The sequence below is a fragment of the Spirillospora sp. NPDC046719 genome (genome assembly GCF_040645715.1).
In the GTDB taxonomy this organism is placed as follows: domain Bacteria; phylum Actinomycetota; class Actinomycetes; order Streptosporangiales; family Streptosporangiaceae; genus Spirillospora.
Map to the genome: position 1 here is coordinate 36,290 of NZ_JBEYYT010000020.1, position 15,646 is coordinate 51,935.

Sequence of the window (15,646 nt, forward strand, 5' to 3'; positions counted from 1 at the left end):
GAAACGATCAGAACCGAAGGCGGTACCGCCCATGCCCGACGCCCTGTCCGGAGTCCGCGTGCTCGACGCGGCCACCCTGTTCGCCGGGCCGCTGGCGGCCACGCTGCTCGCCGACTTCGGGGCCGAGGTCGTCAAGATCGAGCACCCGAAGGGCGATCCGGTGCGCAGCCACGGCGCCCGCCGCGACGGCGTCGGGCTGTGGTGGAAGATGCTCGGCCGCAACAAGAAGGCGATCACCCTCTACCTCGGCTCCCCCGAGGGCCAGGAGATCTTCCGCCGGCTCGCCGCCGACGCCGACGTGGTGATCGAGAACTTCCGGCCCGGCACGCTGGAGCGCTGGGGCATCGGCTACGACGAGCTGAAGCGGATCAACCCGCGGCTGGTGCTGGCCCGGGTCACCGGGTTCGGGCAGACCGGCCCGTACTCGCGGCGGCCCGGCTTCGGCACGCTCGCCGAGGCGATGAGCGGGTTCGCCGCGATCACCGGGGAGCCGGACGGCCCGCCGACCCTGCCGCCGTTCGGCCTCGCCGACGGGATCGCCGCGCTGACCACCGCGTTCGCCGTGATGACGGCGCTGCGCGCGCGGGAGGCGACCGGCGAGGGCCAGGTCGTCGACCTGGCGATCATCGAGCCGATCCTCACCCTGCTCGGCCCGCAGATCATCACCTACGACCAGCTCGGCGAGCTGCAGGCCCGCACCGGCAACCGGTCGCACAACAACGCGCCGCGCAACACCTACCGGACCCGCGACGGCGGCTGGGTCGCGATCTCCACCAGCGCCCAGTCCATCGCCGAGCGGGTGATGCGGCTGGTCGGCCGGCCCGAGTTCATCGACGAGCCGTGGTTCGCCACCGGCGCCGAGCGCGCCGAGCACGCCGACGAGCTGGACGAGGCCGTCGGCTCGTGGATCGCCCGGCGCGACCGCGACGAGGTCGTGAAGGCGTTCGAGGAGGCCGAGGCCGCCGTCGCGCCGATCTACACCGCCGCCGACGTGATGACCGATCCCCAGTTCGCCGCGCTCGGCACCATCGCCACCGTCCCCGACGACGAGCTCGGTCCCGTGAAGATGCAGAACGTGCTGTTCCGGCTCTCGCAGACGCCGGGGCGCATCGACTCGGCCGGGCCGCCGCTCGGCGCGCACACCGCCGAGATCCTCGGCCGCTACGGGGTAGGCGAGGCAGAGCTCGGCGAACTGCGCGCCAAGGGGGTGGTCAAGTGACCGGGCCGGAGCATCCGCACCGGACCTGGCTGTACGTCCCCGGCGACCGTCCCGACCGCATCGGCAAGGCCCTGGACTCCGCCGCGGACGCGGTCGTCCTCGACCTGGAGGACGCCGTCGCCCCGGACGCCAAGGAGACCGCGCGCCGCACCGTCGCGGGCGTGCTCGCCGAGGGACGGCCCGGACGGCGCCCCGCCTACGTGCGGATCAACGCGCCCGGCACCCCGGACGGCACCGCCGACATCGGGCTGCTGGCCTCCGCGCCCGGCGCGCCCGCCGGGGTCCGGATCCCCAAGTGCGAGGACCCGGACATGCTGCGCCGCGTCGCCGACGCGCTCGGCGTGCCGGTGTTCCCCGTCCTGGAGTCGGCGCTCGGCGTGGAGAACGCCCTGGCCCTCGCCACCGCGCACCCGCTGGTCGCCGGGATCTCGCTCGGCGAGGCCGACCTGTCCGCCGACCTGCGGGTGACCGGCGGAGACGCGCTGGCGTGGCCGCGCTCGCGGGTCGTCGTCGCGGCGCGCGCCGCCGGGCTCCCGTCCCCGCCGCAGAGCGTGTGGACCGCCGTCCGCGACCTGGACGGCCTGCGCGCCGACACCGCCGCGGGGCACCGGGCCGGGTTCTTCGGCCGGTCGGTGATCCATCCCGCGCAGATCCCCGTCGTGCACGAGGCGTGCGCGCCCGACCCCGGCGACGTCGCCTGGGCGCGCGACCTCATGGACCGTCTCACCGGGCGCGACGGCCCCGCCCGTGAACAGCAGGCCGCGTGGATCGACTCCGACGGCCGGTTCGTGGACAAGGCGGTCGTCGAGCGCGCCTCCTGGATCCTCGCCGTCGCCGCGTCCGCCCACCGCCCCGATGCACCAGAAAAGGAAGGCTCCCCGTCATGACCACCCAGGATCCGCTGCTCGCGGCGGTCGCCCGCGGCGTCCGGCTGATCGAGCTCGGCCAGCCGTTCTTCACCGGCATGCCCTGCTCCCCCAACCACCCCGGCTTCCGGATGACGCTGATCCGCCGGCACGGCGACATGCGGCGCCCGGACGGGGGCTCGGCCGCCAACGAGATCATCGTGACCGGCGGGCACGTCGGCACCCACATCGACGCGCTGTCGCACGTCAGCCACGACGGCGAACTGCACGGCGGGATCGACGCCGCCGAGGCGCAGCGCGGCGGGGCGTTCACCAGCCACGGCGCCGAGAACCTGCCGGGCCTGCTGCGCCGCGGCGTCCTGCTGGACGTCGCCGCCGTGCACGGCGTCCCGACGCTTCCGCCCGGCTACGGGGTCACCGCCGAGGACCTGGACCTGGCCGCGAAGCGCGCCGGGACCGAGCCCGGCGAAGGCGACGTCGCGCTGGTCCGCACCGGCTGGTCCCGCAACTTCGGCGACACCGCCGCCTACCTCGGCAAGGAGACGGGCGTGCCCGGCGCGACACCGGAGGCGGCCCGCTGGCTGGCGGACCGCGGGATCGTCGCGACCGGCGCCGACACCACCGCCTACGAGCAGATCCCGGCGGGGGCGGGCCACGCGGTGCTGCCCGTGCACCGGATCCTGCTGGTCGAGTCGGGGATCTTCATCATGGAGCACCTGAACCTGGAGGCGCTCGCCGAGGCGGGGCTGCACGAGTTCGCGTTCCTGCTCGCCCCGCTGCGGATCAAGGGCGGCACCGGCTCCCCCGTCCGCCCGCTCGCGGCGGTGTCGGCATGACCGCGGATGCCGGCATGACCGCGCCGACCCCGGTGCAGCGGCTCGCCGCGCTCGCCGCCGACGTGCGGGCGGACGGGCTGACCGCCGACCTGCGCGCCGACGCCGCGCGCCGCGTCCTGGACGCCCTCGGCAACAGCCTCGGCGCGACCGGCGAGGCACCGGCCCGCGCGGTCGGCGAACTGGTCGCCGAATGGGGCGGCGCGGGACGCGCCACCGCGATCGGCACCGGCGCCCGGCTCCCCGAGCCCAGCGCCGCCCTGCTCAACGGCACCCTCGCCCACTCGCTGGACTTCGACGACACGCACCTGCCGTCGGTGCTGCACCCGTCCGCGTCGGTCGTGCCCGCCGCGCTCGCGGTCGCCGAGGCGCGCGGCGCCACCGGCGCGGCGCTGCTGGACGCGGTGGGCGTCGGCGTGGAGATCACCGTCCGGCTCGGCATGGCCGGATACGACCGGGAACTGGGCAACTCGGTGTTCTTCGAGCGGGGCCAGCACGCCACGGCGATCTGCGGTGCCGTCGGGGCGGCGGCGTCCGCCGCGATGCTCTCGGGCCTGGACGCGGGCGGGATCGCCGACGCGATGGGCATCGCCGCCAGCATGGGCTCCGGGATCCTGGAGGCCAACCGGACCGGCGGGACCGTCAAGCGGATCCACTGCGGCTGGGCGGCGCACGCGGCCGTCACCGCCGCCGGGCTCGCCCGCACCGGCATCACCGGCCCGCCGACCGTGTTCGAGGGGCGGTTCGGGTTCCTGCAGGCGTGGTGCGGCGACCAGGTCGACCTGGACGCCCTCACCGACCGGCTCGGCGCGCACTGGGAACTGCCCGGGATCTTCTTCAAGCCGTACCCGTGCAACCACTTCACCCACGCCGGCATCGACGCCGCGCTCCGGCTCCGCGCGCGCGGGCTCGACCCGTCCGACATCGAGAGCATCGAGCTGGGCGCGCCCACGGCCGTGCTCCGCACGATCGGCGAGCCCCGCGAGGACAAGATCCGTCCGAAGTCCGGGTACCACGCCGCGTTCTCCGGCCCGTACACGGTCGCGGCGGCGCTGCTGGGCGGCGGCGGGCTCGGCGTCTTCCACGAGGACTTCACCGACGAGGCCGCCGCGGACCCGGAGCGGCTCGCGCTGGCCGCCAAGGTCCGGTGCGTGCCGGACGCCCGCTGCGACGAGATCTTCCCGCACCAGTTCCCGGCCGTCCTGCGCGTGACGACCCGCGACGGGACCGTCCTGGAGGAGCGCGTGGACGCCAACCGCGGCGGCCCAGGCAACCCGCTGTCGGCCGAGGAGCTGGCGACCAAGTTCCGCCTCAACGCCGCCCGCCGCGTCTCGCCGGACCAGGCCGAACGGATCACCGAGCTGGCCTACGGGCTCGCCGACCTCGACGATCTCCGCACCCTGACCGCCCTCCTCGCCTGACCCGCCCGTCAGGTGTGCTCCATGATGAAGGTGGCGGTGGTCCCGGGGGCCAGGGCGCGGAAGACGTGGGGGGCGTCGCCGGGGTAGGCGACGTAGTCGCCCGGCGCCAGTTCGACCGGATCGTCCGCCGGACCGGCCAGGGCGCGGCCGGTGCCCAGGAGCACGTGCTCGGTCGTGCCGGGCAGGTGCGGGTCGGACAGGTGCGGCTCCCCCGGTTCCGCCGTGACGCGGTAGACGTCGCGGCGGGCGTGGGGCGGGCAGGACGCCAGCAGGGTCGCCGTGTAGTCCGCCTGCTCCGAGCGGGTGGCGGGCCCTTCGCCCGCGCGGACGACCCGCACGCCCGCCCGCGGCGGGTCGACCAGGCGGCTGAAGGGGACGCCGAGCGCGCCGCCGAGCGCCCACAGCGTCTCGACGCTCGGGTTGCCGGTGCCCGCCTCCAGCTGGGACAGCGTCGACTTGGCGATGCCGGCGCGCCGGGCCAGCTCGCTCTGGGTCAGCCCGGCGCGGGCGCGCTCCCGCCGGATCGAGGCGGCGATCAGCGCGATCAGGTCGAGGTTGCCCACTTGTTCGCTCCAGACGTCCAGGTGTTCAGTTTGACGAACGCGACGGCGATTGTTCATTCTAGTGGACAGTTGTTCGGCACATCGGACTGGAGCGGCCATGGAGCACCTCGGCATCCTCGCCCACAGCGCGGAGGGCGCCGCGCTGTGCTTCCGCGCCTTCTGCCATGAGGGCTTCCGCGAGCTGGGCCCCGACGACCATCCCGACGTCACCCTCGACCTGATCGCGCTCGCGCGCAGCATGCCGCACTGGGAGGCGGGCGACCACGACGCCGTCCGCGCGATCCTCGCCGAGAGCGTCCGGCGCCTGGCCGCCGCCGGGGCGACGTTCTTCGCCTGCCCCGACAACACCGCGCACATGGCGCTGGAGCGGCCCGGCGGCGACCTCGCGCTTCCCGGCCTGCACATCGCCGAGGTCGTCGCCGACCGCGCCGCCCGCGACGGCCGGACGCGCGTCGGCGTCCTCGGCACCCGCTACACCATGGACGGCCCGGTCTACCCGCGCGAGCTCGCCGCCCGCGGCATCGAGGCCATGGTGCCGGACGCCGCCGACCGCGCCCGCGTGCACGAGATCATCTTCGGCGAGCTGGTGAACGGCGTCGTCACCGAGGAGTCCCGCCGCGCGTACGTGCGGATCATCGAGCGGCTCGCCGGGCGCGGCTGCGACGCCGTCGCCCTGGTCTGCACGGAGATCCCGCTGCTGGTCACCCCGGAGGTGTCGCCGCTGCCGACCCTGGACTCGACGCGGCTGCTCGCCCGCGCCGCGTTCGAGGTCGCGGCGGGCCGCCGTCCGATGCCGTCCTGGCGCGGCGGTCCCGCCGTCACCGCCTGAGGCCCGCCGACCGCGCCCGGCTCGTCGAGCTCCTCACCGGGATCGCCGACCGCGCCGGCGACATTTCGACCGGCGGCGAAACGACCCCTCCCTAGATTCGGGGGCATGGCGAACACCGACCTGGTCATCACCCGGCACGCCGAGGTGAGCGCCGTCCTCGCGGACGAGCGCTTCGTCGTTCCCGTCGCGGAGGGCGGAGCGCCACGGGGCTCGCTGGCCTGGCTGCGCGGGGCCGTCTGCCGGTTCAGCGAGGGCGCCGAGCACGACCGGCGGCTGGACGTCGTGGCCCGGTCCCTGGACGAGGCCGACCCGGCCCGGCTGCGGCGGCGCACCCGCGAGCGCATCCTGGCCGGAGAGGCGCCGGACCTCGCGCCGATCTCCGCGCTCGGCGAGGCGCTCGGCGTCACGGACCTGGACGCGCTCACCGGCGCCGTGCCCGCCGCCGCGTCCGGCTACCTGACCGGGACCGGGCGGGACGGCGCGGACGCGGCCGTCGCGGCCCTCGCGCGGCTGCTCGGACCCGGCCCGGACGAGGAGGTCGCCAACCGGATCGCCGTCTACCTGCAGGCGTACGAGGCCACCGCCGGGCTCGTCCGCGCGGTCCTCCCGGCGTCGCGGCGCCCCGAGGCGCGCGGGTTCCCGATCGAGGCCGTCGTCGCCGAGACGCTGCGCTTCGACCCGCCGGTCCCGGCGTTGCGCCGCGTCACCCGCACGGCCCTCGCCTTCGGCGGGCGCGAGATCGCCGAAGGCGCCACCGTGACCCTCGACCTGCGGGCGGCCAACCGGGACCCGGCGGTGTTCGCCGAGCCGGACCGTTTCGATCCGGGGCGCGGGGAACCCCGTCATCTGACCTTCGGGACCGGCCGCCGGCCCTGCCCGGGCGCGGACCACGCCGTGCAGCTGGCGGCGGGCGCGGTCGAGGCGCTCAACGAGATGGAGTCCGTCCGATGAACCATCCGCAGACGTTCCGGGACCTGCACCGCGGCGACCGCCCGCTGCTCCTGCCCAACGCCTGGGACTTCGCGAGCGGCGCGGCGCTGGCGGAGGCGGGGTTCCCCGCCGTCGGGACGACCAGTCTCGGCGTCGCCGCCGCGGCCGGGAAGGCCGACGCGACCGGCGACGCGCGGGACGAGACCCTCGCGCTGGCGCGGAGCCTCGCCCGGCTGCCCGTCCCGGTCACGGTCGACATCGAGGGCGGCTTCTCCACGAGGGTCGCCGACGTCGCCGAGCTCGCGACGGAACTGGCCTCGTACGGGATCGCCGGCGTCAACCTGGAGGACGGCCGCTCCGACGGGACGCTCGCCCCGCTCGACCACCAGACCACGGTCATCGCGGCGGTCAAGCGGGCCGCGCCGCAGGTGTTCCTCAACGCCCGCACCGACACGTTCTGGCTGGCCGGGGACGAACCCGACATGGACGAGACGCTGCGCCGGGTGCGGGCGTTCGCCGAGGCGGGCGCGGACGGGGTGTTCGTCCCCGGGATCGCCGCCGACGAGGACGTCCGGGCCGTCGTCGACGCGGTCGACCTGCCGTTGAACGTGCTGTTCATGCCGGGCAGGACGGACGTCGAGCGGCTCGCCGGCCTGGGCGTCCGCCGGGTCAGCACGGGCTCGCTGCTGTTCCGCAAGGCCCTCCAGGCGGCCGTCGCGTCCGCCCTGGACGTCTCCGGCGCCGCCACTGAGGCCCCCGCCTTCTCCTACGGCGACGTCCAGGCCCTGGTCTCGGGTTGACCGCCGCGAGCCGGCGGAGCCGTCAGTGGCCCGTGATCGCGTCGGCGAGACGGGCCAGCGCGGACGTCCGCGGCGACGAGGTCGCGGACTCGCGGGCGTCCGCGGCCCGGTAGAGGGCGTACATCGCGTGGACGCCGAGCCAGCGCAGCGGCTCGGGCTCCCAGCGGCGGACGCGCCGGTCCACCCACGGCAGCGCGGTCAGCTCCGTGTCCTCGCGCAGTACGAGGTCGCGCAGCGTCCTGCCGGCGAGGTTCGCCGTGGCGACGCCGTGGCCGGTGTAGCCGCCGGCGTGCCCGAGCCCGGACGCGTGGTCCACCACCACGGTCGAGCACCAGTCGCGGGGCACGCCGAGGACGCCGGACCAGGCGTGCGCGACGCGCCCGTGCTCGGCGGCCGCCGGGAACATCGCGGCGAGCATCGACCACAGCTCGGCGACGGTCGCGGGCTCCGTCCGGCCGCCGTCGTCCACCCGGGACGCGTAGCGGTACGGCCGGCCGCGGCCGCCGAACGCGATGCGGTCGTCGGCGGTCCGCTGCGCGTACATGTAGTAGTGCGCGAGGTCGCCGAGCAGCTCGCGGCGGTCCCAGCCGATCGCGTCCCACACGGCCGGCGGCAGCGGCGTCGTCACGATCATGGAGCTGTTCATCGGCAGCCAGTCGCGGTGGTGGCCGCCGACCCCGGCGGTGAACCCCTCGGTCGCGCGCAGCACGTACTCGGCGGTGACGGTGCCGTTCGGGGTGACGGCGGCGGCCGGGACGGCGCCGCGCCGCGGCACGATCCGGACCACCGGGGTCCGCTCGTAGACGTGGACGCCGAGGCCGCGGACCGTCTCCGCCAGGCCCCGGACGAGCTTGGCGGGCTGCACGCGGGCGCAGTGCGGGCTCCACGCGGCGGCCGTCGCGCCCGCGACGCGCAGCCGCTCGTCGCGCTCGGCGGCGGGCAGCGGGACGAGGTCCTCCTCCGTCCAGCCCCAGTCGCGGGACGCGGCGACCATCGCGGCGAGCCGGGCCCGCTGCGCGGGGTTGCGGGCGACGTGCAGCACCCCGCTCTTGACCAGGTCGGCGTCGATGCCCTCCGCCGCGGCGACCCGGATCACCTCGTCGACCGCGTCGAACATCGCGTGCTGCAGCGCCACGGCGGCGAAGCGCCCGTGCCGGGCCGCGTACCGCTCCCGCGATCCGGCGATCTCCCCGAGCACCCAGCCGCCGTTGCGGCCGGACGCCCCGAACCCGGCGAACTCGCGCTCCAGCACGACGATCTCCAGTTCGGGACGGGCGCGCTTGAGGTAGTAGGCCGTCCAGAGGCCGGTGTAGCCGGCGCCGACCACGCAGACGTCGGCGGCGCGCGGGCCGGGCAGCCGGGGGCCCGGTTCGGGGCGGCCGGTCCGCCGGTACCAGTGGGAGACGCCGCCGTTGGCGAAGCCGGGTGCCAGCGGCGCCCGGCCGGACGAGGAGCTCATCCGCTCATACTGCTGTATCCGACAGTCCGGACGGTAGAGGGCAACGGATTCTAAGGGACCGCGTCGATCCCACGACGGGATCCGAGCCATCCGGACCGGTCGGCGGCATAGTAGGACGCGCCGTCGGGGCCGCTCGCGCCGCCGCGCCACGGCCGCATCCCGAGGCTCGCGGCGACCTCGGCGGACACCGCGCTGTCCGGGTCGAACTCGGCGGTGACCCGGCGCAGCCCGACCACCCCGAACGCGTAGTCCAGCACCGCGCGGGACGCCTCGGCCGCCAGCCCCTGCCCCCACCGGTCCGGTTCGAGGCTGTAGAGGATCTCCACGTCCACCCCGCGGTCGAACGGGCCCTCGTGGCCGCGCAGCCCGGCCACCCCGATCAGCGGCGCGCCCGGCCGCGGCTCGGCGGGCGCCGGACCCCCGCGCAGGGGCCGCAGCGCCCACAGGCCGTAGCCCTCGGTGGCGAAGTCCCGCTCGCTGGTCTCGATGATCTCGGTGACCTGGACGGGCGAGATCGACGCGCCGTCGAACAGGTGCCGGCGGACGACCGGGCCGGTCCAGTGCGTGAGCAGCGCGTGGTGGTCGGTCATGCCGATGGGGTGCAGGGCGAGCCGTCTCGTCAGCAGCGTCTCGGTCATCGCGGGCCTCACTCGTCGGGCGCCCGGCCGCCGGCGGCGGGCTCGGGCCAGTGCGGGGCGGGCTCCCCGTCGGGCACGCCGACCCTGAACACCCGCAGCTGCGTGGCCAGCGCCGCGTAGTAGCCGACGAGCGTGACGAGCTCGACGAGGGCGGGCCGGCCGAGGGTCGCGACCGCCTCGGTGTAGACGGCGTCGGCGAGGTCGTTCTCGGCGACGAGCTGCCGGGCGGCCTCGTGGACGAGGCGTTCGCGGGCGTCGGCGAGCATCGGGGCGCGGCCCTCGCGCAGCGCGTCCAGCTCGTCCTCGCGCAGGCCCGCGCGGCGGCCGAGCCGCTCGTGCGCGTACCACTCGTAGTCCGAGCGCAGGTGCGCGGCGACGACGAGGGTCGCGATCTCCCGCTCGCGCTTGGTGAAGGCGGTGCGGAACCGCAGGGCGGCGCCGAGGTCCTGCAGCGGCATCCCGACGGCCGGGCTGTACAGCATGGCGTTGAACGGGCCGAGCAGGCGGCCCTCGTCGTCCATGAACCCGAGCGCGCGGGCCTTCGCCCGGGAGCCCGGAGGGGCGTCGCCGCCGGCCGCGGGCGCGGTGCCGCCGTCCGCGCGGGGGCCGCCGGTCAGGGCCTCGTACACGGCCTGCTGCTCGGCGCCGAGCGAGGCCGGGGACAGCAGGGGCAGGCGGGCCGACGGCGGCCCGTGCCGGGGTGGGTCGTTGACGTGCTCACCGCTCACGGGGTCGATCACTTACCGCACGCTAGGCCGTCGCGTCTGGCCTCTCAAGCCCTCGTCCGGAATGTGAAACCGCGCGCTCACGATGACGTAGCGCCCGCGTAACAGCCGTGAACCAGAGTGGCCACGTCCGCACCGGACACCGGCCGGACCCGGATCGCCCGCGACCCGGCCGGCGGCCCGCGAAGGGAACGTTCCATGCCGCTGCTCCGCATCCGCACCGAGATCGAGGACCGGCCGGGAAGGCTGGCCCTGCTGACCGCCGCGCTGGCCGGCCGCGGCGCCAACATCCTCGCCCTGTCCGTCCAGGTGGACGCCGGCGGCGTGGTCGACGAGTTCCTCGTGGACGTCCCGGCCGGCACCGCCGGGCCGCGGGAGCTGGCCGAGGCGCTCGCCGCGGCGGGCGGCGCGCGCACGGCCGTCCGCCCGGCCCGGCCGCACGAGCTGGTGGACGAGCCCACGCGGGCGCTGGTGCTGGCCTCCCGGCTGCGCGCCGAGCCCCACGCGGTCCCGGAGGTCCTCGCCGAACTGCTGCGCGCCGACGAGTCCGCCTGGGCGCACCCCTCCGACCGCGCCGACGCGGACGACGAGTACGTCCTGACCGTCCCGCTGGGGCACGGGCGGGCCGTCCGGCTCCGGCGCTACGGCCTGCCGTTCACCGCGACGGAGGCGGCGCGCGCCGACGCCCTCGTCCGCGCGGCGCTGCCCGCCGAGCCGCCGCGCCCGGCGTCCCGCAGGCTGCCGCTGCGCGACGGGACGCACGTGACCGTCCGGCCGATCGAGCGCCGCGACGCCGGCGCGATCCGCGAGCTGCACGAGCGGTGCTCGCTGGACAGCCGCCGGATGCGCTACTTCAGCCCGAAGCCGTACCCGCCGCCGCGGGCGATCGAGCGGTTCTGCGACCCGGCGCACGGCCTGACGCTCGTCGCCGAGGGCCCGGACGGGTCGCTGCTCGCCCTCGCGCACCTGATCCACGTGCTCGACCCGGGCGTCGCGGAACTGGCGTTCCTGGTCGAGGACGGCTGGCAGGGCCGCGGCCTCGGCCGCGCGCTCGCCGAGCTGCTGCTGGCGCTGGCCCGCGAGCGCGGCCTGGTGGAGCTGCGCGCGACCGCGCTGAGCGAGAACGTGCGGATGCGGCGCCTGCTGACCTCGCTCGGCGGCCGGACCCGGCGCACCGAGGAGCCGTCCATCGTGGAGATCAGGCTGCGGGCGGACGGCCGCCCCGCCCCCGGGGCGCTGGCAGGATGGCGGGGTGACCGGCATCTATGACGACCCCTGGGCCTACGAGCTGGCCTGCTCGTTCCGCGACGTGGGCGCCGAGACCGGCGTGCTCCTCGGCTGGTGCGCCGAGCACCGCCCGGACGCGGCGGGCCCGGTCCGGACGGTGCTGGAGCTGGCCGCCGGGCCCGCCGAGCACGCCCGCGAGCTGGCCCGCCGCGGCCTGACCGCGACCGCGCTGGACCTGAACCCGGCGATGTGCGCGTACGCGGCGCGCGAGGCCGGGCGCGCCGGGGTCGCGGTCGAGGTCGTCCAGGACGACATGACGGCGTTCGACCTCGGCCGCCGGTTCGACCTGGTGCTGACCATGCTGGACTCCACGTCCCACCTGATGACGCTGGACGCGTTCGTCGCGCACCTGCGCCGCGTCGCCGCGCACCTGGCGCCCGGCGGGCTGTACGTGATCGAGATGTCGCACCCGCGCGACCGGCTCTCGGACGACCCGAGCGTCAGCACCGGCTGGACGGTCGAGCGCGACGGCGTGCGCGCCACCGTCCGGTGGGGCGAGCCCACCGACCTGCTCGACCCCGTCACCCAGATCGCCGACGACCGCGTGACGATGACGATCGAGGCGGACGGCGCGACCCGCGTCATCGAGGACGTCGTCCCCTACCGGTTCTGGACCGCGACCGAGCTCGACGCGGCGATCCGGCTCGCGGGCGGGCTGGACGTCGCCGCCCGGTACGGCGACTTCGGGACCGGTGCGGACGCGGTGGCCCTCACCGATCCCGAGGCCTGGCGAATGATCACGATCCTGCGCGCGTCCTGATCAGGGGGTGGGCGCCCACCCCGGCATCGGGTAGCCCGCCAGCATCTCGCGGACCTCGCCCGCGACCCGCTCGACGACCGTCTCGTCCCCCCGGGCGGCGGCCCGCACGACCTCGTCGATCCAGGCCGCGATCCGCGGCATCCGCGCCTCGTCCAGCCCGCGGGTGGTGATCGCGCCGGTGCCGAGCCGCAGCCCCGACGGGTCGAACGGCTTGCGCGGGTCGAACGGGACCGCGTTGTAGTTCAGCTCGATGCCGGCGCGGTCGAGGGCCTGCGCGGCGGGCTTGCCCGCGACGCCCTTGTTCGTCAGGTCGATGAGGATCAGGTGGTTGTCGGTGCCGCCGGAGATCAGGTCGTAGCCGCGCTCCAGCAGCGCCCCGGCGAGCGCCTTCGCGTTCGCCACGACCTGGTGGGCGTACCGGGAGAAGTCCGGCGTCGCGGCCTCCTTCAGCGCGACGGCGATCGCGGCGGTGGTGTGGTTGTGCGGGCCGCCCTGCAGGCCGGGGAAGACGGCCTTGTCCACCGCCTTCGCGTGCTCCGCCGTCGACATGATCATCGCGCCGCGCGGGCCGCGCAGCGTCTTGTGCGTCGTCGTGGTGATCACGTCGGCGTGGCCCACCGGGGACGGGTGCGCGCCGCCGGCGACCAGGCCCGCGATGTGCGCGATGTCGGCGGCCAGCACCGCCCCGACCTCGCGGGCGATCTCGGCGAACGCCGGGAAGTCGATGGTGCGGGGCACCGCCGTCCCGCCGCACCAGATCAGCTTCGGCCGCTCCTTCAGCGCGAGGTCGCGGACCTCGTCCATGTCGACGCGGCCGGTGTCGGCGCGGACCTCGTACCGGACGGGCGTGAACCACCTGCCCGTCGCCGACACCGACCAGCCGTGCGTCAGGTGGCCGCCCATCGGCAGCGACAGGCCCATCACCGGGTCGCCGGGGTCGAGGAACGCCATGTAGACGGCGAGGTTCGCGGGCGAGCCGGAGTACGGCTGGACGTTGGCGTGCTCGACGCCGAACAGCTCCTCGGCCCGGGCGATGGCGGCCAGCTCGACCGGGTCGACGTTCTGCTGGCCCTCGTAGTACCGCTTGCCCGCGTACCCCTCGGAGTACTTGTTGGTCAGGACGGAGCCGGTGGCCTCCAGCACCGCCGGCGACACGTAGTTCTCCGAGGCGATCAGCCGGATCTTCTCGAACTGGCGGCGGGCCTCCGCCTCGACCAGCCCGGCGATCTCGGGATCGGCGGCCTGCAGATGGGGGACGGCGGGCTCGTGCACGACTACCTCCGCGCTGCTCGCGCCGGAACGCGCTGCGGGCGCCCCGGCCAGGGGACCCGTACACCCAGGCGCGCGGTGTGCGGACTAGTTTCGCTCCCCGGTGGTCGTCTCCACCTTGACTGCGCCAGTCGCGTTCGCCACATCATAGCGAGCCGCCTCCGGCCCCGCCGCGTCCGGCGGATCCGGCGGGTCCGGCGAGTCCGCGCGGGGATCGACACCACGGCAAGCCCGCCGAGCAGCAGCACGGCCCCGGCCGCGACACGCCCCGACATCCGCTCGCCGAGGACCGCCACGGCCAGGACGGCGGCCACCAGCGGCTCGGCGAGGCTCAGCGTCCCGGCCGTCGCGGCGCTCACCCGGTTCAGGCCCGTGACGAAGAACATGTACGCGGCGGCGGTCGCGGCGACGCCGAGCCACGCCACCAGGGCCGCCGACCGCGGCGCCGCGAGCGCGGGCAGGTCCGCGAGCGTCCAGGGCAGCAGCACCGACCCGCCGGCCAGCAGCGTCACCGACACCGCCGCCGCCATTGCGGTCGCGCCGCCGCCCGGCCCGCTCCGGCCGGTGAGGACCTTCGCCGACACCGTGTAGACGCCGAAGCACGTCCCGGCGACCAGGCTGAGCCCGACGCCGAGCAGGTCGACGCGGGCGTCGGGGCCCGGCGCCATCAGCAGCGCGACGCCGCCGATCGCGCAGGCCGTCCCCGCCCACCAGCGCCCGCTGAGCCGCGCCCGGAGGACCAGCCGCTCGCACAAGCCCGTCGAGACAGGCGCGAGCCCGAACACCACGGCGGTCGCGACCGCGGCGCCCGTCCGGCCGACCGCGCTGAAGAACGACGCCTGGAAGATCCCGGTGGCGGCGGACGCGGCGGCCACCGGCGGCCAGGTGCGCCGCGACAGCGTCCGGAACGCCCGCGGGTCGGCCACGAGCACCAGGGCGGCGAGGATCACCCCGCCGGAGAGGATCCGGGCACCGCCGACCGCGACCGGGTTCGCGGCGGAGCCCGCCAGCACCTGCGCCGGGCCGACCGTCCCCCACAGGACTCCGGCGGCCAGGACCAGCAGTGCTGCGGACGGGTTGTTTCGTCGGTCCATGCCTCCGAAGCTAGGCAGGCATGCGGCCGTCAGCACGCTGAGCCGTCATATCTTCGGACACGAAGCTATGCCCCGCCGGTTCTTCGGTTTCGGGACGGCCGACGCGATCTCAGGCGTACGGCGTTCGCCCCATCCGGCCGTCCGCCGCCGGAAGTTCGCCCTGCTCCTTCGGCTGGACGTAGTCGTACACCACGAGGGTGCGGACGTCCACGAACTCCTTGCGGCGGGCCAGCCGGTCGAGCACGAAGTCCCGCAGGTACGTGGTGCTGGGCACCGCCACGTGGACGAACAGGTCCTCGTTGCCCGTCACGACGAACACGCCCACGGCCTCGGGCATCGCGGCCATGCTGTCGCGCGCCGACTCGATCGCCTCGCGCGACTGCGGCCGGATCCGGATCGAGATCAGCGCCTGGACGCCGCGGCCGAGCCGCTCGAAGTCGACCGCCGCGTGGAAGCCGGTGATGACCCCGCGCGAGCGCAGCGCCCGCGTCCGCTCCAGCGCCGTGGACGGCGCGATCCCGACCGCCTCGGCCAACTCCCTGTTGGTCTGCCGCCCGTCCCGCTGCAACCGCCGCAGGATCGCCTGATCGACCGCGTCCATGGGGTCCCCTCCCGAACTCGCCGCCGCGTCCCGAACTCCCGAACGGAAGATGCGCCGCGACAGGGTGATGTCCGAAGGATATTCGGCGCTGTGCACCGGGCTCCAGCGCGGGGCGGGAGGGACTGGTGATTTCACCGATGCCTCCCGTCCCGCACGACGCCGACAATTGGCGGCCCACAGCGGCGGCGCGGGCCGCCCAACGGGGAGTCGAGGTCATCGTGAGCGGGGCGCATCGGGAAACGGGACGGCGCGCGCGGCGGCGGACCCCGGGGGCGCGCCGGGGGGGGGGGGGGGGGTGGGTGGCGATCGCGGGGGGGGGCGGCGCCGCGGGGTGGCCCCGGGCGGGGGGGAC

At 75.8% G+C, this 15,646-nt stretch carries 15 protein-coding genes, 1 pseudogene and 1 riboswitch; of the genes and pseudogenes, 9 read left to right on the forward strand and 7 right to left on the reverse strand.

Going from position 1 to position 15,646, the window contains the following annotated elements; all coding sequences use genetic code 11:
- Positions 1-31 precede the first annotated feature (31 nt).
- Genes ABZ914_RS06125 through ABZ914_RS06140 form a run of 4 tightly spaced genes read left to right on the forward strand, consistent with a single transcriptional unit; the run spans position 32 to position 4,339 of the window.
- Positions 32-1,219: a CaiB/BaiF CoA transferase family protein gene (locus ABZ914_RS06125; RefSeq protein ID WP_500191984.1), complete on the forward strand. Its 1,188-nt coding sequence runs from the start codon at positions 32-34 to the stop codon at positions 1,217-1,219.
- Positions 1,216-2,106: an aldolase/citrate lyase family protein gene (locus ABZ914_RS06130; RefSeq protein WP_190856319.1), complete on the forward strand. Its 891-nt coding sequence runs from the start codon at positions 1,216-1,218 to the stop codon at positions 2,104-2,106. The genes ABZ914_RS06125 and ABZ914_RS06130 overlap by 4 nt, the downstream gene beginning before the upstream one ends.
- The gene (locus ABZ914_RS06135; protein ID WP_387017816.1) at positions 2,103-2,921 is read left to right on the forward strand and encodes a cyclase family protein; all 819 of its coding nucleotides are present in this window, start codon (positions 2,103-2,105) and stop codon (positions 2,919-2,921) included. Before ABZ914_RS06130 ends, ABZ914_RS06135 begins: the two co-directional genes overlap by 4 nt.
- The gene (locus tag ABZ914_RS06140; protein WP_500191985.1) at positions 2,918-4,339 is read left to right on the forward strand and encodes an MmgE/PrpD family protein; all 1,422 of its coding nucleotides are present in this window, start codon (positions 2,918-2,920) and stop codon (positions 4,337-4,339) included. The genes ABZ914_RS06135 and ABZ914_RS06140 overlap by 4 nt, the downstream gene beginning before the upstream one ends.
- An 8-nt stretch (positions 4,340-4,347) precedes the next feature.
- Here ABZ914_RS06140 and ABZ914_RS06145 read toward each other — a convergent pair whose 3' ends face one another.
- The gene (locus tag ABZ914_RS06145; protein ID WP_500191986.1) at positions 4,348-4,902 is read right to left on the reverse strand and encodes a helix-turn-helix domain-containing protein; all 555 of its coding nucleotides are present in this window, start codon (positions 4,900-4,902) and stop codon (positions 4,348-4,350) included.
- Between the two features lie 97 nt (positions 4,903-4,999).
- Between ABZ914_RS06145 and ABZ914_RS06150 the strand changes: the two genes are divergently transcribed.
- The 3 genes from ABZ914_RS06150 to ABZ914_RS06160 all read left to right on the forward strand — a co-directional run bounded on the left by ABZ914_RS06150 (position 5,000) and on the right by ABZ914_RS06160 (position 7,461).
- The gene (locus ABZ914_RS06150; RefSeq protein WP_500191987.1) at positions 5,000-5,731 is read left to right on the forward strand and encodes an aspartate/glutamate racemase family protein; all 732 of its coding nucleotides are present in this window, start codon (positions 5,000-5,002) and stop codon (positions 5,729-5,731) included.
- A 105-nt stretch (positions 5,732-5,836) separates the two neighbouring features.
- Complete coding sequence (locus tag ABZ914_RS06155; protein WP_500191989.1) at positions 5,837-6,682, forward strand: cytochrome P450; 846 nt, start codon at positions 5,837-5,839, stop codon at positions 6,680-6,682.
- The gene (locus tag ABZ914_RS06160) at positions 6,679-7,461 is read left to right on the forward strand and encodes an isocitrate lyase/PEP mutase family protein (RefSeq protein WP_500191990.1); all 783 of its coding nucleotides are present in this window, start codon (positions 6,679-6,681) and stop codon (positions 7,459-7,461) included. Before ABZ914_RS06155 ends, ABZ914_RS06160 begins: the two co-directional genes overlap by 4 nt.
- Positions 7,462-7,483: 22 nt before the next feature.
- Here ABZ914_RS06160 and ABZ914_RS06165 read toward each other — a convergent pair whose 3' ends face one another.
- Genes ABZ914_RS06165 through ABZ914_RS06175 form a run of 3 tightly spaced genes read right to left on the reverse strand, consistent with a single transcriptional unit; the run spans position 7,484 to position 10,298 of the window.
- The gene (locus ABZ914_RS06165; protein ID WP_190856313.1) at positions 7,484-8,920 is read right to left on the reverse strand and encodes an NAD(P)/FAD-dependent oxidoreductase; all 1,437 of its coding nucleotides are present in this window, start codon (positions 8,918-8,920) and stop codon (positions 7,484-7,486) included.
- A gap of 50 nt (positions 8,921-8,970) precedes the next feature.
- Positions 8,971-9,558 carry a GNAT family N-acetyltransferase gene (locus tag ABZ914_RS06170; RefSeq protein ID WP_500191991.1) on the reverse strand — a complete coding sequence of 196 codons (588 nt, stop codon included), beginning with the start codon at positions 9,556-9,558 and terminating at the stop codon, positions 8,971-8,973.
- 8 nt (positions 9,559-9,566) lie between these two features.
- Positions 9,567-10,298, reverse strand: a complete 732-nt coding sequence (locus tag ABZ914_RS06175) for a carboxymuconolactone decarboxylase family protein (RefSeq protein ID WP_500191993.1) — start codon at positions 10,296-10,298, stop codon at positions 9,567-9,569.
- 183 nt (positions 10,299-10,481) lie between these two features.
- Here ABZ914_RS06175 and ABZ914_RS06180 point away from each other — a divergent pair, with 183 nt between their 5' ends.
- Entirely contained in the window at positions 10,482-11,552 is a 1,071-nt protein-coding gene (locus ABZ914_RS06180; protein WP_500191995.1) for a GNAT family N-acetyltransferase, read from the forward strand.
- Entirely contained in the window at positions 11,536-12,330 is a 795-nt protein-coding gene (locus ABZ914_RS06185) for a methyltransferase domain-containing protein (RefSeq protein WP_190856309.1), read from the forward strand. The genes ABZ914_RS06180 and ABZ914_RS06185 overlap by 17 nt, the downstream gene beginning before the upstream one ends.
- On the opposite strand, the gene glyA is transcribed toward ABZ914_RS06185, so the two are convergent.
- The 3 genes and pseudogenes from glyA to ABZ914_RS06200 form a co-directional block, all read right to left on the reverse strand.
- Entirely contained in the window at positions 12,331-13,602 is a 1,272-nt protein-coding gene (glyA, locus tag ABZ914_RS06190) for a serine hydroxymethyltransferase (protein ID WP_500191996.1), read from the reverse strand.
- Between the two features lie 55 nt (positions 13,603-13,657).
- Positions 13,658-13,744, reverse strand: a riboswitch (ZMP/ZTP riboswitch).
- Between the two features lie 130 nt (positions 13,745-13,874).
- Positions 13,875-14,693, reverse strand: a pseudogene (locus ABZ914_RS06195) (DMT family transporter); the annotation flags it as partial.
- A 109-nt stretch (positions 14,694-14,802) separates the two neighbouring features.
- A complete protein-coding gene (locus tag ABZ914_RS06200; RefSeq protein ID WP_500191998.1) occupies positions 14,803-15,294 on the reverse strand; it encodes an Lrp/AsnC family transcriptional regulator in 492 nt (163 codons plus the stop codon).
- Between the last annotated feature and the right edge of the window lie 352 nt (positions 15,295-15,646).